Below are 16,357 nucleotides of genomic sequence, written 5' to 3' on the forward strand. Positions count from 1 at the left end.
TGGCCGAAATGTGACGGTGAAGCGGTGAAGAGGTGTCGTGGGGTCACCGGACCGCCGATCGCGTCGCCGTGGGAGCACCAGCTGCCGTGTGAGCACCGTCTCAGGACACGGGTACCCGGGGCGGCGGGTCGGTCCGCCGCGGCCGGGCCGGTGGGTGCGACCCTCCTGGGGTGACCGAAGTCCCCGCACACGACGAAGCGCACGGGGGCGGCCTCGGCTCCCGGCTGAACTGGCTCCGGGCCGCCGTCCTCGGCGCCAACGACGGTGTCGTCTCCACCGCCGGTCTCGTCGTCGGCGTCGCCGGCGCCAGCGAGTCCCGGTCCGCCCTGCTCACCGCAGGTCTCGCCGGACTGCTCGCCGGCTCCATGTCCATGGCGGCGGGGGAGTACGTCTCCGTCTCCACCCAGCGCGACTCCGAACAGGCGGCCCTCGCCCAGGAACGCCGTGAACTGCACGAGGACCCCGAGGCCGAACTCGACGAGCTGACCGTCATGCTGACCGCCCGCGGTCTGAGCCCCGACGTGGCCCGCGAGGCGGCCCTCCAGCTCACCGAACGCGACGCGCTGCGCGCCCACGCCGCTGTGGAACTGGGCATCAATCCCGACGAACTCACCAACCCCTGGCACGCGGCCGGCGCCAGCTGTCTCGCCTTCACCGTCGGCGCCCTGCTGCCGCTCCTGGCGATCACCCTGCCGCCCACCGAGCACCGGTTGTGGATCACCGTGGTGTCCGTCCTCGGCGCCCTCACCTTCACCGGCTGGTGGAGCGCCCGCCTCGGCGAGGCCCCGGCCGGCCGCGCGATCCTGCGCAACGTCGGCGGCGGCGCGCTCGCGATGGCCGTGACCTACGCGGCCGGTTCGCTGCTCGGAGCCGTGGGGGTGTGACCCCTCCGCGTTGCGACCCCTCCGCATTGTCGGAAGCCACCAAAGCCTGCTGACGAACCGTCTCACATACTTGTTGGTAACAGCGTCTAGCCCTGCCTGCCCGCCCGCCTCTACCGTCATCGGCATGCCGAATCTGCCCGATGTCGTGCTCTGGTCCATACCGGCGTTCGTCCTCCTCACCGTGATCGAGGTGGTCAGCTGCCGTCTCCATCCCGACGAGGACGCCGCCGGGTACGAGACCAAGGACGCCGCCACCAGCATCGGCATGGGCCTCGGCAGCCTCTTCTTCGACGCCCTGTGGAAGATCCCCGTCGTCGCGCTCTACACGCTCCTGTACGAGCTGACGCCGCTGCGCGTCCCCGTCGTGTGGTGGACGGTCCTGCTCATGCTGCTCGCGCAGGACTTCTGTTACTACTGGCAGCACCGCGGCCACCATGTCGTCCGCATCCTGTGGGCCTGCCACGTCGTGCACCACAGCAGCCGGAAGTTCAATCTCAGCACCGCGCTGCGACAGCCCTGGACCAGCCTCACCTCATGGCCGTTCTATCTGCCCATGATCCTGCTCGGGGTGCACCCGGCGGCCGTGGCGTTCTGCTCCTCCATCAGCCTCGTCTACCAGTTCTGGATCCACACCGAGCGGATCGACAGACTGCCGCGCCCCCTGGAGTACGTCTTCAACACGCCCTCGCACCACCGGGTCCACCACGCCTCCCAGGGCGGCTATCTGGACCGTAACTTCGGTGGCATCCTCATCGTCTGGGACCGGCTGTTCCGCTCCTTCGTCCCCGAGACGGAGCGGCCCGTGTACGGACTCACCAAGAACATCTCCACGCACAACCCGCTGCGCGTCGCCACCCACGAGTACGTCTCCATCGCCCGCGACCTCAAGGCCGCCCGCGACTGGCGCGAGCGTTCCGGGCGGCTGCTGCGCGGACCGGGCTGGCAGCCGGCCGCGGCCCTGCCCGGCACCACCACCACCGTCGCTGCTGTCCCCGGCACCGGAACCGGCGCCACCACCGCCGCCACAGCCGTCTCCATCCCCGGCGCCGGCACCGACGCCATCACCCCCACCACCGCACCGGAGGCCGCCGCGTGAACCGTCTGTCCCGCGCCCTGCTCGGCGCCTTCCTGCTCGCCGCCGCGGTCGACCTCGTCTCGCTGCTCATCGGCGTGCACACCGGGCACATGATCGCCAAGCCACTGCTCATACCGCTGCTCGCCGGATACGCCGCCACGCAGGGCGCCCCCCGGGTCCTGATCGTCGCGCTGCTGCTCGGCTGGGGCGGCGACGTGTTCCTGATGCTGGACCCCGACTGGGCCTTCCTCGCCGGCATGGGCTGCTTCGCCGCCGGCCACATCGGCTATCTGACGCTGTTCGGACGGCGTCGCAGCAGCGTCCCGCTGGGCGCGCTCTACGCCGTCGCCCTCGCCGGTACGGTCGTCGCGCTCTGGCCCGACCTTCCCACCGGGCTCCGGATCCCCGTCGCCTGCTACTCCCTGCTGCTGACCTCGATGGCCTACCGGTCGAGCTCTCTCGGTGTGACGGCCGGTGTCGGCGGCGCGCTGTTCCTGCTCTCCGACACCCTCATCGCGACCGGTGTCGCCGACTGGCCCCGGCTGCCCGGGCACGACTTCTGGGTGATGGCGACCTACCTCGCCGCCCAGTACCTGCTCACCACCGGAGCCCTGCGGGCCACCGGACAGGCGCCGCGTACGACCGGCACGGCACCCCGTGTCACCGGAGCAGCCCCGGCCCCCGGGGCCTGACCAGGGCCCGGCCCGGCCCGGGTACGACACCGGCCCCGGCCCAGGTCCCGCCCCAGCCCCGGGCCGCCCTCCCCCTCCCTCAGGGGATCGCCCGCACCCGCCCCCGGTCTACCGCCAGACCGGGGCGTCGGCGCCCGCCACCCCCGGCGGGCGCGACCAGCCGGCCGGGCCGCCGTCGTACGTCACGGGCGGGCGCGCGTGCAGCAGCCGCCCGAGCGGGCCGTCGGTCTCCGTGAGGTGCCGCTCCGGCTCGTACCGGGCCAGAGAGTGCGTCAGGAAGTGCCCGGTGCGGGCGAGCGCCAGCCGTACCAGCCGGGTGCCGCCGTCCCGGTCCTGCTCGGTCAGCGCGCGGAGCACCGCGGCGGCCAGCAGATATCCCGTGCCGTGGTCCAGCGCCTGCGCCGGCAGCGCCCCCGGCCGCTCCTCGGAGCCCTCCACCGTCGCGATGCCCGTCGCCACCTGCACCAGGCTGTCGAAGCCGCGCCGTTCGGCCCACGGCCCGTAGTCGCCCCACGCCGACAGCCGGGCCACCACCAGACCGGGCCGGGTCAGCTCGAAGCGGTCGAGCGCGCCCGGCCGGTAACCGGTCACCAGGACGTCGGCCTCGTCGAGGAGTTCACGGACGGTACGCCGGTCCGACGGCCGCTCCAGGTCCAGTGCCGCCGTCCGCTTCCCGAACGCCATGTCGGCGTGCTGGTCCGGCAGTTCCGGGTTGCCCGGCGGGTCGATCCGCAGCACGTCGGCGCCCAGCAGCGCCAGCGTCCGGGTCGCCACCGGGCCCGCGATGACCCGGGTCAGATCGAGTACGCGCAGCGGACGGCCGTCCCGGCGGCGCGGCGCCGCCTCGTCGAGCCGCTCCCGGACGACCAGCGGGTGGGCCGCCACCTCGCGGCCCTGCGGATGGGCGGCCCACTCCTCGGGCGTACGCAGGGCGACGGCGAGGCCACCGGCCCCGTACACCGCGGTCTCGGTCTCCACCGCCGTCCGCTCGGCGATCGCCGCCGCGACGGCGTCGGCGAGCGCACCGCCCGGGCCCGCGCCGTCCACGCTGTCCTTCAGCCCGAGCGCGGCGAGCAGCGCGGCCCGGTGGTGCGGGTAGTTGGCGTGGGTGCGGACCCAGCCGTCCCGGGCCCGCCAGAAGCGGGAGAGGGGCGCGAAGACCTCGGGCGCCCGGCCGTCCACCCGCAGCCGCCGCTCGCTCGTGAACGCCGTGGCCACCGCGCCGTCGTGGACCCGTACGGGCCCCGGAAGCCCGGCCCGCTCCACCGCCGCGAGTCCGGCCACCGCGACCGCCGCCCGGGCCAGGTCCATCACCGGCAGCCGCGCCCCGAGCAGCCCCGAGGGGCCGCCGTACACCACCCGGCCGAGCAGGGCGGGATCCCCGCCCAGCGCCGACCACAACAACTCCGTACCCGTGCCGATCCCCGTGTCCGTGCGCATGTCGGTGTCCATGGGCACCACTATGAACCGCCCATGGCACTCAGTGCCATGGGCGGTTCATAGTGAGGTGGATCAGCCGTCGATCAAAGTCCGGTCCAGGGGCCGGTCGGAGGCCGATCCGATGCCTATCAGCGAGGTACCCGCAGTACTGCCGGCAGCCTCGTCACTTACGGACAGCGGCGAGCGCGTCGACGATACCCGCCCCGTAGAAGCCGTTCTTCTGCTTGCCGCCCTGGCACACCGCGTCGGCCTGGCCGTCGCCGTTGTAGTCGTACGGCGCGCACGGCGTCGCGGTCGCCTGCGCGGCCAGCAGCGCCTTGAGGGCCGCCGGGGCGGCGTTCGGGTGGCTCGACTTGAGCAGCGCGAGGACGCCCGCCACGTGCGGGGAGGCCATCGAGGTGCCGGCCTTGTAGTTGTAGCCGCCGTTCACGGTGGTCGAAAGGATCAGACCGTTGTTCGCCGGGGCCTGCGGCGGCTGGTACTTGGTGCTGTCGCCGCCCGGCGCCGCGACGTCGATGACGCCCAGACCGTAGTTGGAGTACGAGGACTTCATGTTCAGGGCGCCGGTCGCGGAGACCGTCACCACGCCCGGCAGCATCGCCGGGTAGTCGAAGCACTCCTTGGGGTCGATGTCACGGCCGCCCGCGGTGGAGTCGTTGGGGCTGCTGCCGTCGTGGATCGAGTCGGCCGCCAGGTCGAAGGCGGAGTTGCCCGCCGCCGCGACGTTGACGGCGCCCTTCTTCTCCGCGTACCGGGTCGCGCGGGTGACCGCCTCGATGAGGGCCTTCTGGTCCTCGTCGTTCTTGCAGGCGAACATCCACGGGTCGGTGTAGTAGCTGTTGTTGGTGACGTCGATGCCGTGCTCGGCCGCCCACACGAAGCCGCAGACCACGGCCTCGGTGTAGAAGTAGCCGTCGGGCGTGGACACCTTGATGCCGGCGAGCTTCACGCCCGGCGCGACACCGGTGACGCCGATGCCGTTCTTCGCGGCGCCGATGGTGCCGGCCACGTGCGTGCCGTGGTCGCTCTCGCCCGGCTTCGGACGCCAGGCGCCGAAGGTGGTGTCGGCCTTGCCGCCCACACAGCTGGCGGAGGCGGCGGGGTCGAAGTTCGGCGCGAGGTCCGGGTGGGTGTCGTCCACGCCGGTGTCGATGATGCCGACCGTCACCTTGCTGCTGCCGAGGGTCTTCTCGTGCGCCTTGTCGGCCTTGATGGCCGGCAGGTCCCACTGGAGGGGTTCGAGCGGGTCCTGGCCCGCGGTCGCCGTGGCGGCCGCGGCCTTCATCTCGGCCTCGGTCAGCGCCTGGCCGCCCTCGCCGATCGAGTCGTCGGTCTGCACGGCCATCGGGGCCGTCCGGGTGGCGCCGGCGGATATGACGCCGGGGGCCTTGCGGATGGCCGCCGCGAAGCCGGGGTTCTTCGAGTGGACGACGATGACGCCTATCTGGTCGTACGACTGCACTATGTCGCCGCCGGCCTTGGCTATGGACACGCGCACCGCGTCGGCGGTCCACCGGCCGCCCCCGACGTTGACGACGTACGACAGCTCCGGGCCACTGGCGGCCGCCGCCGTCGGCGCGTCGCTCAGCTCGGTGGCCGAGGCACCGGCGGCGGGCAGGAAGCCCAGCGAAGCGGTGAGTGCGAGGCCTGCGGGCAGAGCGAGTACGCGGGCGCGCCGCGATCCCAGGTGAGCCATGGTTTCTCCACATCGTCCGTCGAGCCGTCCGGCCGCTGACGTGCAGCTGGACAGGTGCATGACGAGTGAAGCTAGCGCTGATCTCCCTCTCGCTCAATGAGTTGAGAAGACTTCATGAAGATCGCACGGAGAATTCCCCACTCGGGTGAACCCCCTGGTGTCGGATTCCGTGTCGATGGGCAAGGGAGGAAGGGCACCTTGGCACTCGTGTCCCCACCCTCCCTGCCTCCCCTGCCCCTTGAGCTCGTCCCTGCCCGCCTTGTCCGCATTCCGCGCCTCGCACGCGCGTTTGCACCCGCACCCGCGGCCGCTCCTGCGGACCGAGGAGATGAGGAGATCCCGTGGCCTACGACGCCGCCCCGCCGCCCCGCAGCGGCCCGGACTTCACCGCCCCCGCCCCGCCCACGACGGAGGAATTCGTCGAGGTCCAGGGGAGCAGCGAGTTCGGCGACCTGCGCCGTACCTACCGCTCGTTCGCCTTCCCCCTGACGGTCGCCTTCATCGCCTGGTACCTGCTGTACGTGCTGCTCTCCAACTACGCGGACGGCTTCATGGGCACCAAGCTGTTCGGGAACATCAACGTGGCCCTGGTCCTCGGCCTCGGCCAGTTCCTGACCACGTTCCTCATCGCGTGGCTCTACTCCCGGCACGCGGCCGGCCGCCTCGACCCGCGCGCCGCGACCATCAAGACGCACATGGAGGGCGGCCCCACCACCCTCGGAGCCCCCCGCACCCCCGGTGACGCCCGTACGGAGGCCGACGCATGACCGCCGCCCCGCTCCTCCTCGCCGCCGCGGCGCCCAACGCGACCACCGAGCACCGGCCGCTGATCATCGGCCTCTTCGGCGCGTTCGTCGTCGCCACCCTCGTCATCACCATCTGGGCCGGCCGCCAGACCCGCAGCGCCGCCGACTTCTACGCCGGCGGCCGCCAGTTCACCGGCTTCCAGAACGGCCTGGCCATCTCCGGCGACTACATGTCCGCCGCGTCCTTCCTCGGCATCGCCGGCGCCATCGCCCTCTTCGGCTACGACGGCTTCCTCTACTCCATCGGCTTCCTTGTCGCGTGGCTGGTCGCGCTGCTCCTGGTGGCCGAACCGCTGCGCAACTCCGGCCGGTTCACCATGGGCGACGTCCTCGCCTACCGGATGCGCCAGCGTCCCGTCCGTACCGCCGCCGGCACGTCCACCATCGTCGTCTCGATCTTCTACCTGCTCGCCCAGATGGCCGGAGCCGGCGTGCTCGTCTCGCTGCTCCTCGGCATCACCAGCGACGGCGGCAAGGTGGCGATCGTCGCCCTGGTCGGCGTCCTGATGATCGTGTACGTGACCATCGGCGGCATGAAGGGCACCACCTGGGTGCAGATGGTCAAGGCCGTCCTGCTCATCGCGGGCACGCTCCTGATCACCTTCCTGATCCTGATGAAGTTCCACTTCAACGTCTCGGAGCTGCTCGGCGCGGCTGCCACCAACAGCGGCAAGGGCGACGCGTTCCTGCGGCCCGGCCTCAAGTACGGCGCCACCGGCACCTCGAAGCTGGACTTCCTCTCCCTCGGCATCGCGCTCGTCCTCGGCACCGCCGGACTGCCGCACATCCTCATCCGCTTCTACACGGTGCCCACCGCCAAGGCCGCCCGGAAGTCGGTCAACTGGGCCATCGGCATCATCGGCGCCTTCTACCTGATGACGATCGTCCTCGGCTTCGGCGCCGCCGCGCTGCTCAAGAACAGCGACATCATCGCCTCCAACAAGGCGGGCAACACCGCGGCGCCGCTCGCCGCCCTGGAGATCGGCGGCGGCTCCGGCTCGACCGGCGGTTCGATACTGCTGGCCGTCATCTCCGCCGTCGCCTTCGCCACCATCCTCGCGGTCGTCGCCGGTCTCACCCTCGCCTCCTCCTCGTCCTTCGCGCACGACATCTACGCCAACGTGATCCGGCGCGGACAGGCCACCGAGAAGGAGGAGGTACGCGCCGCCCGCTGGGCCACCGTCCTCATCGGCGTCGTCTCCATCGCGCTCGGCGCCCTCGCCCGCGACCTCAACGTCGCCGGCCTGGTCGCCCTCGCCTTCGCGGTCGCCGCCTCCGCCAACCTGCCGACGATCCTCTACAGCCTCTTCTGGAAGCGGTTCACCACCCGGGGCGCGCTCTGGTCGATCTACGGCGGTCTGGTCTCCGCGGTCGTCCTGGTGCTGTTCTCGCCGGTCGTCTCCGGCAAGCCGACCTCGATGTTCAAGGGCGTCGACTTCTACTGGTTCCCGCTGGAGAACCCCGGCATCGTCTCGATCCCGCTGGGCTTCCTGCTCGGCTGGCTCGGCACGGTCCTGTCCAAGGAGAAGCCGGACCCGGGCAAGTACGCGGAGCTGGAGGTCAAGTCCCTCACCGGCGTCGGAGCCCACTGACCCGGGCCCGGACCCCGTACCCCGTACCCCGGACCCCTGCCCCGGACCTCGGGTCCGACCCCTCCCGGGCACACCGCCCCCACCGGCCGGCCGCGTCGTGGACCACCACGGCGCGGCCGGCCGCGTGTCGCCTACTCCGTGATGTCCGAAGCCCGCCGCCCGGGCCGTCGCGTAGGCTCGGGCCGAGACAACCCGGAAGACGAACCGGAGACAGGGGAGGGGACTTACGTGCTCATCGACACGTACGGCCGCGTCGCCACCGACCTGCGGGTGTCCCTCACCGACCGGTGCAACCTGCGGTGTACGTACTGCATGCCGGAAGAGGGCCTGAGCTGGCTGGCCAAGCCGGACCTGCTCACCGACGACGAGATCGTCCGCCTCGTCCGTATCGCCGTCACGGACCTCGGCGTCACCGAGGTCCGCTTCACCGGCGGCGAACCGCTGCTGCGGCCCGGCCTCGTCGGCATCGTCGAGCGCTGCGCCGCCCTGGAACCCCGCCCCCAGCTGTCGCTGACCACCAACGGCATCGGCCTCGCCCGCACCGCGGCCGCGCTCCGGGACGCCGGTCTCGACCGGGTCAACGTCTCCCTGGACACCCTGCGGCCCGAGGTCTTCAAGACGCTCACCCGCCGCGACCGCCACCGGGACGTGCTCGACGGCATGGCCGCCGCCCGCGCCGCCGGCCTCAGCCCGGTCAAGGTCAACAGCGTGCTCATGCCCGGACTCAACCAGGACGAGGCACCCGAGCTGCTGGCCTGGGCGATCGAGCAGGAGTACGAGCTGCGCTTCATCGAGCAGATGCCGCTCGACGCCCAGCACGGCTGGAAGCGCGAGGGCATGATCACGGCGGAGGACATCCTCGCCTCGCTGCGCACCCGCTTCGAGCTGACCCCCGAGACGGCCGGCGACCGGGGCTCCGCCCCCGCCGAGCGCTGGATCGTCGACGGCGGCCCGCACACGGTCGGCGTCATCGGCTCCGTGACCCGGCCCTTCTGCCGGGCCTGCGACCGCACCCGGCTGACCGCCGACGGACAGGTGCGCACCTGTCTGTTCGCCACCGAGGAGACCGATCTGCGCGCGGCTCTGCGCGGGACGGCCTCCGACCTGGAGATCGCGGAGATCTGGCGCAAGGCGATGTGGGGCAAGAAGGCCGGCTCGGGCCTCGACGACCCCGATTTCCTCCAGCCCGAACGCCCGATGTCGGCGATCGGCGGCTGAGAGCCTGTCGGATGACCTTGGGTCGGAGAGCGGACGCGGCATGGCGCGTGCGATTCCAAGGCGCCGGGATGCCCTTGTAGCGGAGCTACCAGGGTATTTCGGCAACGCCGGAAGCGTGCGTGTCAGGGCGTGGCCGCCCGATCAGAGGTCATCCGACAGGCTCTGAGTCACCCGTACGGGAAAGCGGCCCCCGGCAGCGGCTCTTGAGCGCTGTTCAGGGGGCCGGTCGGGCTTCTTGGCGGGTGCGTCGCACGGATGGGCACGCCGCGGGGACGGACACCCGGGTCCGGGCCGGGGCTCAGACCTCCGGCCGCTCCTCCTCGGGCGCCTCCCACTCGGCGAGCGGGACGACGTCCTTCAGGAATCCCCGTACCCCCAGGAACTGGGACAGATGCTCGCGGTGCTCCTCGCACGCGAGCCACGTCTTGCGTCGCTCCGGCGTGTGCAGCTTGGGGTTGTTCCACGCCAGTACCCAGACGGCGGCCACCCGGCAGCCCTTGGCGGAACAGATCGGCTTGTCTTCGCTCACGGGACCATGGATCACGTGATCATTGTCCACAAAGGCGATGCCGAGCAGCCACGGGGGGAGCTGCCCGGCATCGGTCCGTCGCTCCGACGGGGGATGCGGAGCGCGTACGCAGTATGTCACGGGGGATGGGGTGTGGTGCACCGAAACTTCATGATTGCTCGGAGTGAACCCGGGCGTTCATTCCACCGTTCGTATCACTCTGGGTGAGCGCCCCGGCGGAACGAGTCCTCCGCTTGGTCTTCCGCTCCCGCCTCCGGTCCGGCGTCCAGCGCGGGCCGCACCTGATTGACGACAAAAGTGGACGGAAGGGACGGCGTGGTCTCGCGGCCGGCGTTGGCGATCACGACGGCGACATAGGGGAGCAGGGCGCCGAGCACCAGGGCGACGATGGCCACGGGCCGTTCCACGTTCCACAGCGTCGTGGCGGCGATGACGGCGACGGTGCGGATCAGCATCGAGATGACGTACCGGCGCTGCCGGCCCCGGACATCCTCGGCGAGCCCCTGACGGGCACCGGTGATCCGGAAGACCTCGCTCCCGCCACGCTTCCGCATCACATTCCACCACCACGGCTCATGCCGGAACACTGCCCGGCCCGGTCTGCTTCCACGGTACGCCCGCCCGCCCGGCCCGACGAGACCGGGGCGGCGACCGGAGCGGCGACCGGAGCGGCGGCGCGGCAGCGGTCCGGGCGGTGGTCCGGGCAGCGGCCGGGGCACGGATGGCACCGCCCGACATGCGCGGTGCGGGCGGCGAGCCGAAACTGAGCTCACACGTGCGCGAGGAGGCGACGATGGGCTGGTTGTGGGCGATCATTGTGGGCTTGGTCCTGGGCCTGATCGCGAAGGCGATTCTCCCGGGTAAGCAGCAGATCCCGCTGTGGCTGACGATCGTGTGCGGCATGGTGGGCAGTCTGCTCGGCAACGCGGTCGCGACCTGGATCGGGGTCAACGACACCAAAGGCATCGACTGGATCCGCCATCTGCTCCAGCTGATCGGCGCCGTCGTGGTCGTGGGCCTGGGCGACATGCTGTGGGTCTCGATCAAGGGCAACAAACAACGAACCTGACCGGCGGCGGAAGGCCGGTGGCACACGAAGGCCCGGGGCCGGTGGATTCCTCCACCGGCCCCGGGCCTTCGCGTCCGTCAGCGTTCCTCAGGGTCCCGTCCCTCGGGTACGGGACCCGGGGGCTCAGCCCTGCGGCGCGTACTCGATCGCCGCGAGGTTCTTCTTGCCCCGGCGCAGCACCAGCCAGCGCCCGTGCAGCAGCTCGTCCGCCGACACCTCGGCGTCCTCGGCGGTCACCTTCACGTTGTTCACGTAGGCGCCGCCCTCCTTGACCGTACGGCGGGCCGCCGACTTGCTCGGCGCGAGGCCGACCTCGGTGAACAGGTCCACGACCGCGCCCAGCTCCGCCACGCGCGCGTGCGGCAGCTCGGACAGGGACGCGGCCAGGGTGGGCGCGTCCAGCGCGGACAGCTCGCCCTGACCGAACAGCGCCTTGGAGGCGTCGACGACGGCCTGGCACTGCTCGGCGCCGTGCACCAGCGTGGTCAGCTCCTCCGCCAGTGCGCGCTGGGCGGCACGGGCCTGCGGCCGCTCGGCGGTGAGCGCCTCCAGCTCCTCCAGTTCCTCGCGGGACTTGAAGGACAGGATCCGCATGTACGTGGAGATGTCACGGTCGTCCACGTTCAGCCAGAACTGGTAGAACGCGTACGGCGTGGTCATCTCCGGGTCGAGCCAGACGGCGCCGCCCTCGGTCTTGCCGAACTTGGTGCCGTCGGCCTTCACCATCAGCGGCGTCGCGAGCGCGTGTGCCTCGGCGCCCGGCTCCAGGCGGTGGATCAGGTCGAGGCCGGCCACCAGGTTGCCCCACTGGTCGGAGCCGCCCTGCTGGAGCGTGCAGCCGTACCGCCGGTACAGCTCCAGGAAGTCCATGCCCTGGAGCAGCTGGTAGCTGAACTCGGTGTAGCTGATGCCCTGCTCGGACTCCAGCCGGCGGGCCACGGAGTCCTTGGTCAGCATCTTGTTGACCCGGAAGTGCTTGCCGATGTCCCGCAGGAACTCGATCGCCGACAGCCCGGCGGTCCAGTCCAGGTTGTTCACCATGACCGCGGCGTTCTCGCCCTCGAAGGACAGGAACGGCTCGATCTGCGAACGCAGCCGGCTCACCCAGTTCGCGACCGTCTCGGGGTCGTTCAGGGTGCGCTCGGCCGTCGGCCGAGGGTCGCCGATCTGGCCGGTGGCCCCGCCGACCAGCGCCAGCGGCCGGTGCCCGGCCTGCTGGAGCCGGCGGACGGTGAGTACCTGGACCAGGTGGCCGACGTGGAGACTGGCCGCGGTCGGGTCGAAACCGCAATAGAACGTGACGGGACCGTCCGCGAGCGCCTTGCGCAGGGCCTCTTCGTCGGTGGACTGGGCGAAGAGCCCACGCCACTTCAGCTCGTCGACGATGTCGGTCACGTCGTCCGTCTCCTCGGTTGCAGTTGGGATGTGACAGTCCAGTCTAAGGGCCTGTCTTCCGGATCTCGCCGGGCTCGCGTGCTCCCTGACCCGGCCTGATCCAAAAGACCTGATCCGAAAGACAGGCCCCGGGCGGTCAGACGCCCGGGCTGACCGAGCTCATGTTGAAGTCCGGCACCCGCAGCGCGGGCATCGCGGCCCGGGTGAACCAGTCGCACCACTCGCGCGGCAGCGTCTGCTCGGTCCGGCCCGCCTCGGTGGCCCGCGACAGCAGGTCGACCGGCGACTCGTTGAACCGGAAGTTGTTCACCTCGCCGACGACCTCGCCGTTCTCCACCAGGTACACGCCGTCCCGGGTGAGCCCGGTGAGCAGCAGCGTCGCCGGGTCGACCTCGCGGATGTACCAGAGGCAGGTGAGCAGCAGCCCGCGCTCGGTGGCCGCGACCATCTCGTCCAGGGACTTCTCGCCGCCGCCGTCCAGGATGAGGTTCCCGGCCCCCGGAGCCACCGGCAGCCCGGTGAGCCCCGCGGAGTGCCGGGTGGTGACCAGGTGGGCGAGCTTGCCGTCCCGTACCCAGTCGACCGGGGCGACCGGCAGACCGTTGTCGAAGACGGACGAGTCGTCGCCCGAGGCGTGCGCGATGACGAACGGCGCCGACTCCAGGCCCGGCGCGCCCGGGTCGCTGCGCAGGTTCAGCGGCAGCGGGGACAGCGTCTCGCCGACCCGGGTCCCGCCGCCGGGCCGGGAGAAGACCGTACGGCCCTCCGCCGCGTCCCGCGCCGTCGAGGACCACAGCTGGTAGATCAGCAGGTCGGCCACGGCGGTCGGCGGCAGCAGCGTCTCGTAACGGCCGGCCGGCAGCTCGATCCGCCGCTCGGCCCAGCCCAGCCGGGTGGCCAGTTCGGCGTCCAGCGCGGCCGGGTCGACGTCCGTGAAGTCCCGGGTCGCGCGGCCGGCCCAGGCGGAGCGGGTGCGGTCGGGCGACTTGGCGTTGACCTCCAGGGTGCCCTTGGGCTGGTCGTGCCGCAGCCGCAGCCCGGTCGACGTCCCCAGGTAGGTGGAGGTCATCTCGTGGTACGCGAAGCCGTACAGCTCCCGGCCGCCGGCGCGGGCCCGGGCGAACGCCTCGCCGAGTGCGGGCGCGAAGGCGTCGAAGACGGCGGAGGAGGTCTCGGCCGGCGCGTCGGTGAAACCGGGGGACACCGCGGGCCCCTCGACCAGCGGCTGGGCGTCCTCGGCGGGCCCGGCGGCCCGCGCCGCCTGCTCGGCCGCCCGTACCAGCGGCTCCAGTTCCTCGGTGGTCACCGCCGACCGGGAGACCACACCGGAGGCGGTGCCCCGCGCGCCGTCCACGGTGGCGATCACCGTCAGCTCGCGGCCCCGGGTGACGCCGTTGGTCGTCAGCGCGTTGCCGGCCCAGCGCAGATTGGCGGAGGACTGCTCGTCGGCGATGACGACGCACCCGTCGGCGCGGGACAGCTCCAGGGCCCGCTCGACGATCTCGGACGGCTTGCTGTGGCGGCTCATCGACCGGCCTCCTGCGTCGTGTTGAGGATGTTCACGCCCCGGAACAGGGCGGACGGGCAGCCGTGCGAGACCGCGGCGACCTGGCCCGGCTGGGCCTTGCCGCAGTTGAACGCGCCCCCGAGGACATACGTCTGCGGGCCGCCGACCTGCTCCATCGAGCCCCAGAAGTCGGTGGTCGTCGCCTGGTAGGCGACGTCCCGCAGCTGCCCGGCGAGCCGGCCGTTCTCGATCCGGAAGAAGCGCTGGCCGGTGAACTGGAAATTGTGCCGCTGCATGTCGATCGACCAGGAGCGGTCGCCCACCACGTAGATGCCCCGCTCGACCCCGCCGATCAGGTCCTCGGTGGACAGCCCGCCCGGGTCCGGCCGGAGCGACACGTTCGCCATCCGCTGCACCGGCACATGCGCCGGGGAGTCGGCGAAGGCACAGCCGTTGGAGCGGCCGAGGCCGGTGAGGCGGGCGATCCGGCGGTCCGTCTGGTAGCCGACGAGCGTGCCGTCCTTCACCAGGTCCCAGCTCTGCGCCTCGACGCCCTCGTCGTCGTAGCCGATGGTGGACAGCCCGTGCTCGGCGGTCCGGTCGCCCGTCACGTTCATCACGGACGAGCCGTACGCCAGCTTGCCCAGCTGGTCGAAGGTCGCGAACGAGGTGCCCGCGTACGCCGCCTCGTAGCCGAGCGCGCGGTCCAGCTCGGTGGCGTGGCCGATGGACTCGTGGATCGTCAGCCACAGGTTGGACGGATCGACGACCAGGTCGTAACGGCCGGCCTCGACGCTCGGCGCGTGCATCTTCTCGGCGAGCAGCGCCGGGATCTCGTCCAGCTCCTTGTCCCAGTCCCAACCGGTGCCGGTCAGATACTCCCAGCCCCGGCCGACGGGCGGCGCCAGCGTCCGCATCGAGTCGAACTCGCCGGTCGCCGCGTCCACGGCGACCGCCGTCAGCTGCGGGTGCAGCCGGACCCGCTGCTGGGTGGTGACGGTGCCGGCGGTGTCCGCGTAGAACTTGTTCTCGAAGACGGTCAGCAGCGAGGCGTCCACGTGCGCCACCCCGTCGGCCCGCAGCAGCCGCGCGCTCCAGTCGGCGAGCAGCGCGCTCTTCTCCTCGGCGGCGATGGTGAAGGGGTCGATCTCGTACGAGGAGATCCACACCTTGTCCTCGTGCACCGGCTCCTCGGCCAGCTCCACCCTCTCCTTGGACCCGGCCGCGGCGATCACCTTCGCCGACAGCTTCGCCATGGCCACCGCCTGCGAGGCCACCCGCGCGGCACCGTCCATGGTCAGGTCGACGCCCGAGGCGAAGCCCCAGGCCCCGCCGTGCACCACCCGCACCGCGTACCCGAGGTCCGTGGTGTCCGAGGAACCCGACGGCTTGGCGTCCCGCAGCCGCCACGCGGCGCTGCGCACCCGCTCCAGGCGGAAGTCGGCGTGGTCCGCGCCGAGCGCCCGGGCCCGCGCGAGCGCGGCGTCGGCGAGCGCCCGCAACGGAAGCTGGGTGAAGGCTTCATCGAGGGAATGGGTCCCAGATTGCACAGCTGTCTCCTGTCGTATGAGACCGGTCGCCCCGATCATGTCGCTCTTTGGGCCGGGTTGCCCAGATGTTTCTGTAGGGATCCGACAGTGACGTCCGGACGCGACTGTCACGGCCCGATTCCCCGTATTCCGAAATGGACCGATAGGTTTTCGGCATACCAGACCGCTATGGAAAGGGTGATCCGTTGAGCCGCTCGGTTCTCGTCACCGGAGGCAACCGGGGCATCGGCCTCGCCATCGCCCGCGCGTTCGCCGATGCCGGCGACAAGGTCGCCATCACGTACCGCTCGGGTGACCCGGTGGAGCTCGAGAAGGCCGGATTCCTGGCCGTCAAGTGCGACATCACCGACACCGAGCAGGTGGATCAGGCGTACAAGGAGATCGAGGAGAAGCACGGTCCGGTCGAGGTGCTCGTGGCCAACGCGGGCGTGACCAAGGACCAGCTCCTCATGCGCATGTCCGAGGAGGACTTCACGTCCGTCCTCGACACCAACCTCACCGGCACCTTCCGGGTCGTCAAGCGTGCCAACCGAGGCATGCTGCGCGCCCGCAAGGGCCGGGTCGTGCTGATCTCCTCGGTCGTCGGTCTGCTCGGCTCGGCGGGTCAGGCGAACTACGCCGCCTCGAAGGCCGGACTGGTCGGTTTCGCGCGGTCGCTGGCCCGGGAGCTGGGCTCGCGCAACATCACCTTCAACGTCGTCGCGCCCGGTTTCGTCGACACGGACATGACCAAGGTGCTCACGGACGAGCAGCGCGCCGGGATCGTCTCCCAGGTGCCGCTCGGCCGTTACGCGCGTCCGGAGGAGATCGCCGCCGCGGTGCGTTTCCTCGCCTCGGACGACGCCTCGTACATCACTGGAGCCGTCATCCCGGTTGACGGCGGATTGGGCATGGGTCACTGATC

The 16,357-nt window shown here is 71.4% G+C and carries 15 protein-coding genes; 8 read left to right on the forward strand and 7 right to left on the reverse strand.

Annotated elements, in window-relative coordinates; all coding sequences use genetic code 11:
* Window positions 1-170 precede the first annotated feature (170 nt).
* The 3 genes from ABZ990_RS12390 (at window position 171) to ABZ990_RS12400 (ending at window position 2,651) form a co-directional block, all read left to right on the forward strand.
* Window positions 171-884, forward strand: a complete 714-nt coding sequence (locus ABZ990_RS12390; protein WP_361229442.1) for a VIT family protein — start codon at window positions 171-173, stop codon at window positions 882-884.
* Window positions 885-1,008: 124 nt separating this feature from the next.
* Complete coding sequence (locus ABZ990_RS12395; RefSeq protein ID WP_361229445.1) at window positions 1,009-1,980, forward strand: sterol desaturase family protein; 972 nt, start codon at window positions 1,009-1,011, stop codon at window positions 1,978-1,980.
* On the forward strand, window positions 1,977-2,651 hold the full coding sequence (locus ABZ990_RS12400; protein ID WP_361229448.1) for a lysoplasmalogenase: 675 nt from the start codon (window positions 1,977-1,979) through the stop codon (window positions 2,649-2,651). Before ABZ990_RS12395 ends, ABZ990_RS12400 begins: the two co-directional genes overlap by 4 nt.
* Before the next feature lie 108 nt (window positions 2,652-2,759).
* Here ABZ990_RS12400 and ABZ990_RS12405 read toward each other — a convergent pair whose 3' ends face one another.
* Window positions 2,760-4,103, reverse strand: a complete 1,344-nt coding sequence (locus ABZ990_RS12405) for a CoA transferase (protein WP_361229450.1) — start codon at window positions 4,101-4,103, stop codon at window positions 2,760-2,762.
* Between the two features lie 151 nt (window positions 4,104-4,254).
* Window positions 4,255-5,787, reverse strand: a complete 1,533-nt coding sequence (locus ABZ990_RS12410) for a S8 family serine peptidase (RefSeq protein ID WP_361229453.1) — start codon at window positions 5,785-5,787, stop codon at window positions 4,255-4,257.
* 341 nt (window positions 5,788-6,128) lie between these two features.
* Between ABZ990_RS12410 and ABZ990_RS12415 the strand changes: the two genes are divergently transcribed.
* The 3 genes from ABZ990_RS12415 (at window position 6,129) to moaA (ending at window position 9,403) form a co-directional block, all read left to right on the forward strand.
* The gene (locus ABZ990_RS12415) at window positions 6,129-6,554 is read left to right on the forward strand and encodes a DUF485 domain-containing protein (protein WP_361229455.1); all 426 of its coding nucleotides are present in this window, start codon (window positions 6,129-6,131) and stop codon (window positions 6,552-6,554) included.
* The gene (locus ABZ990_RS12420; RefSeq protein WP_361229457.1) at window positions 6,551-8,185 is read left to right on the forward strand and encodes a cation acetate symporter; all 1,635 of its coding nucleotides are present in this window, start codon (window positions 6,551-6,553) and stop codon (window positions 8,183-8,185) included. The genes ABZ990_RS12415 and ABZ990_RS12420 overlap by 4 nt, the downstream gene beginning before the upstream one ends.
* 228 nt (window positions 8,186-8,413) lie before the next feature.
* Window positions 8,414-9,403 (forward strand): GTP 3',8-cyclase MoaA, encoded by a 990-nt coding sequence (moaA, locus tag ABZ990_RS12425; protein WP_361229460.1) that lies wholly within the window; start codon window positions 8,414-8,416, stop codon window positions 9,401-9,403.
* Window positions 9,404-9,701: 298 nt separating this feature from the next.
* Here moaA and ABZ990_RS12430 read toward each other — a convergent pair whose 3' ends face one another.
* On the reverse strand, window positions 9,702-9,932 hold the full coding sequence (locus ABZ990_RS12430; RefSeq protein ID WP_361229462.1) for a hypothetical protein: 231 nt from the start codon (window positions 9,930-9,932) through the stop codon (window positions 9,702-9,704).
* A 194-nt stretch (window positions 9,933-10,126) separates the two neighbouring features.
* Window positions 10,127-10,486: a DUF3099 domain-containing protein gene (locus ABZ990_RS12435; RefSeq protein WP_361229464.1), complete on the reverse strand. Its 360-nt coding sequence runs from the start codon at window positions 10,484-10,486 to the stop codon at window positions 10,127-10,129.
* 239 nt (window positions 10,487-10,725) lie between these two features.
* On the opposite strand from ABZ990_RS12435, the gene ABZ990_RS12440 reads away from it, so the two are divergent.
* Window positions 10,726-11,001, forward strand: coding sequence for a GlsB/YeaQ/YmgE family stress response membrane protein (locus tag ABZ990_RS12440; RefSeq protein WP_361229554.1), 276 nt, complete (start codon window positions 10,726-10,728; stop codon window positions 10,999-11,001).
* Window positions 11,002-11,124: 123 nt separating this feature from the next.
* Here the strand turns inward: ABZ990_RS12440 and tyrS are convergent, their stop codons facing one another.
* The 3 genes from tyrS to ABZ990_RS12455 all read right to left on the reverse strand — a co-directional run bounded on the left by tyrS (window position 11,125) and on the right by ABZ990_RS12455 (window position 15,453).
* The gene (tyrS, locus tag ABZ990_RS12445; RefSeq protein ID WP_361229466.1) at window positions 11,125-12,396 is read right to left on the reverse strand and encodes a tyrosine--tRNA ligase; all 1,272 of its coding nucleotides are present in this window, start codon (window positions 12,394-12,396) and stop codon (window positions 11,125-11,127) included.
* A gap of 136 nt (window positions 12,397-12,532) precedes the next feature.
* Window positions 12,533-13,924: a metallopeptidase TldD-related protein gene (locus tag ABZ990_RS12450; RefSeq protein ID WP_361229469.1), complete on the reverse strand. Its 1,392-nt coding sequence runs from the start codon at window positions 13,922-13,924 to the stop codon at window positions 12,533-12,535.
* The gene (locus ABZ990_RS12455) at window positions 13,921-15,453 is read right to left on the reverse strand and encodes a TldD/PmbA family protein (RefSeq protein WP_361229471.1); all 1,533 of its coding nucleotides are present in this window, start codon (window positions 15,451-15,453) and stop codon (window positions 13,921-13,923) included. The genes ABZ990_RS12450 and ABZ990_RS12455 overlap by 4 nt, the downstream gene beginning before the upstream one ends.
* 185 nt (window positions 15,454-15,638) lie before the next feature.
* Here ABZ990_RS12455 and fabG point away from each other — a divergent pair, with 185 nt between their 5' ends.
* Entirely contained in the window at window positions 15,639-16,355 is a 717-nt protein-coding gene (gene fabG / locus ABZ990_RS12460) for a 3-oxoacyl-[acyl-carrier-protein] reductase (RefSeq protein WP_361229474.1), read from the forward strand.
* Window positions 16,356-16,357 lie beyond the last annotated feature (2 nt).

Source organism: Streptomyces sp. NPDC046203 (genome assembly GCF_040646255.1).
In the GTDB taxonomy this organism is placed as follows: domain Bacteria; phylum Actinomycetota; class Actinomycetes; order Streptomycetales; family Streptomycetaceae; genus Streptomyces.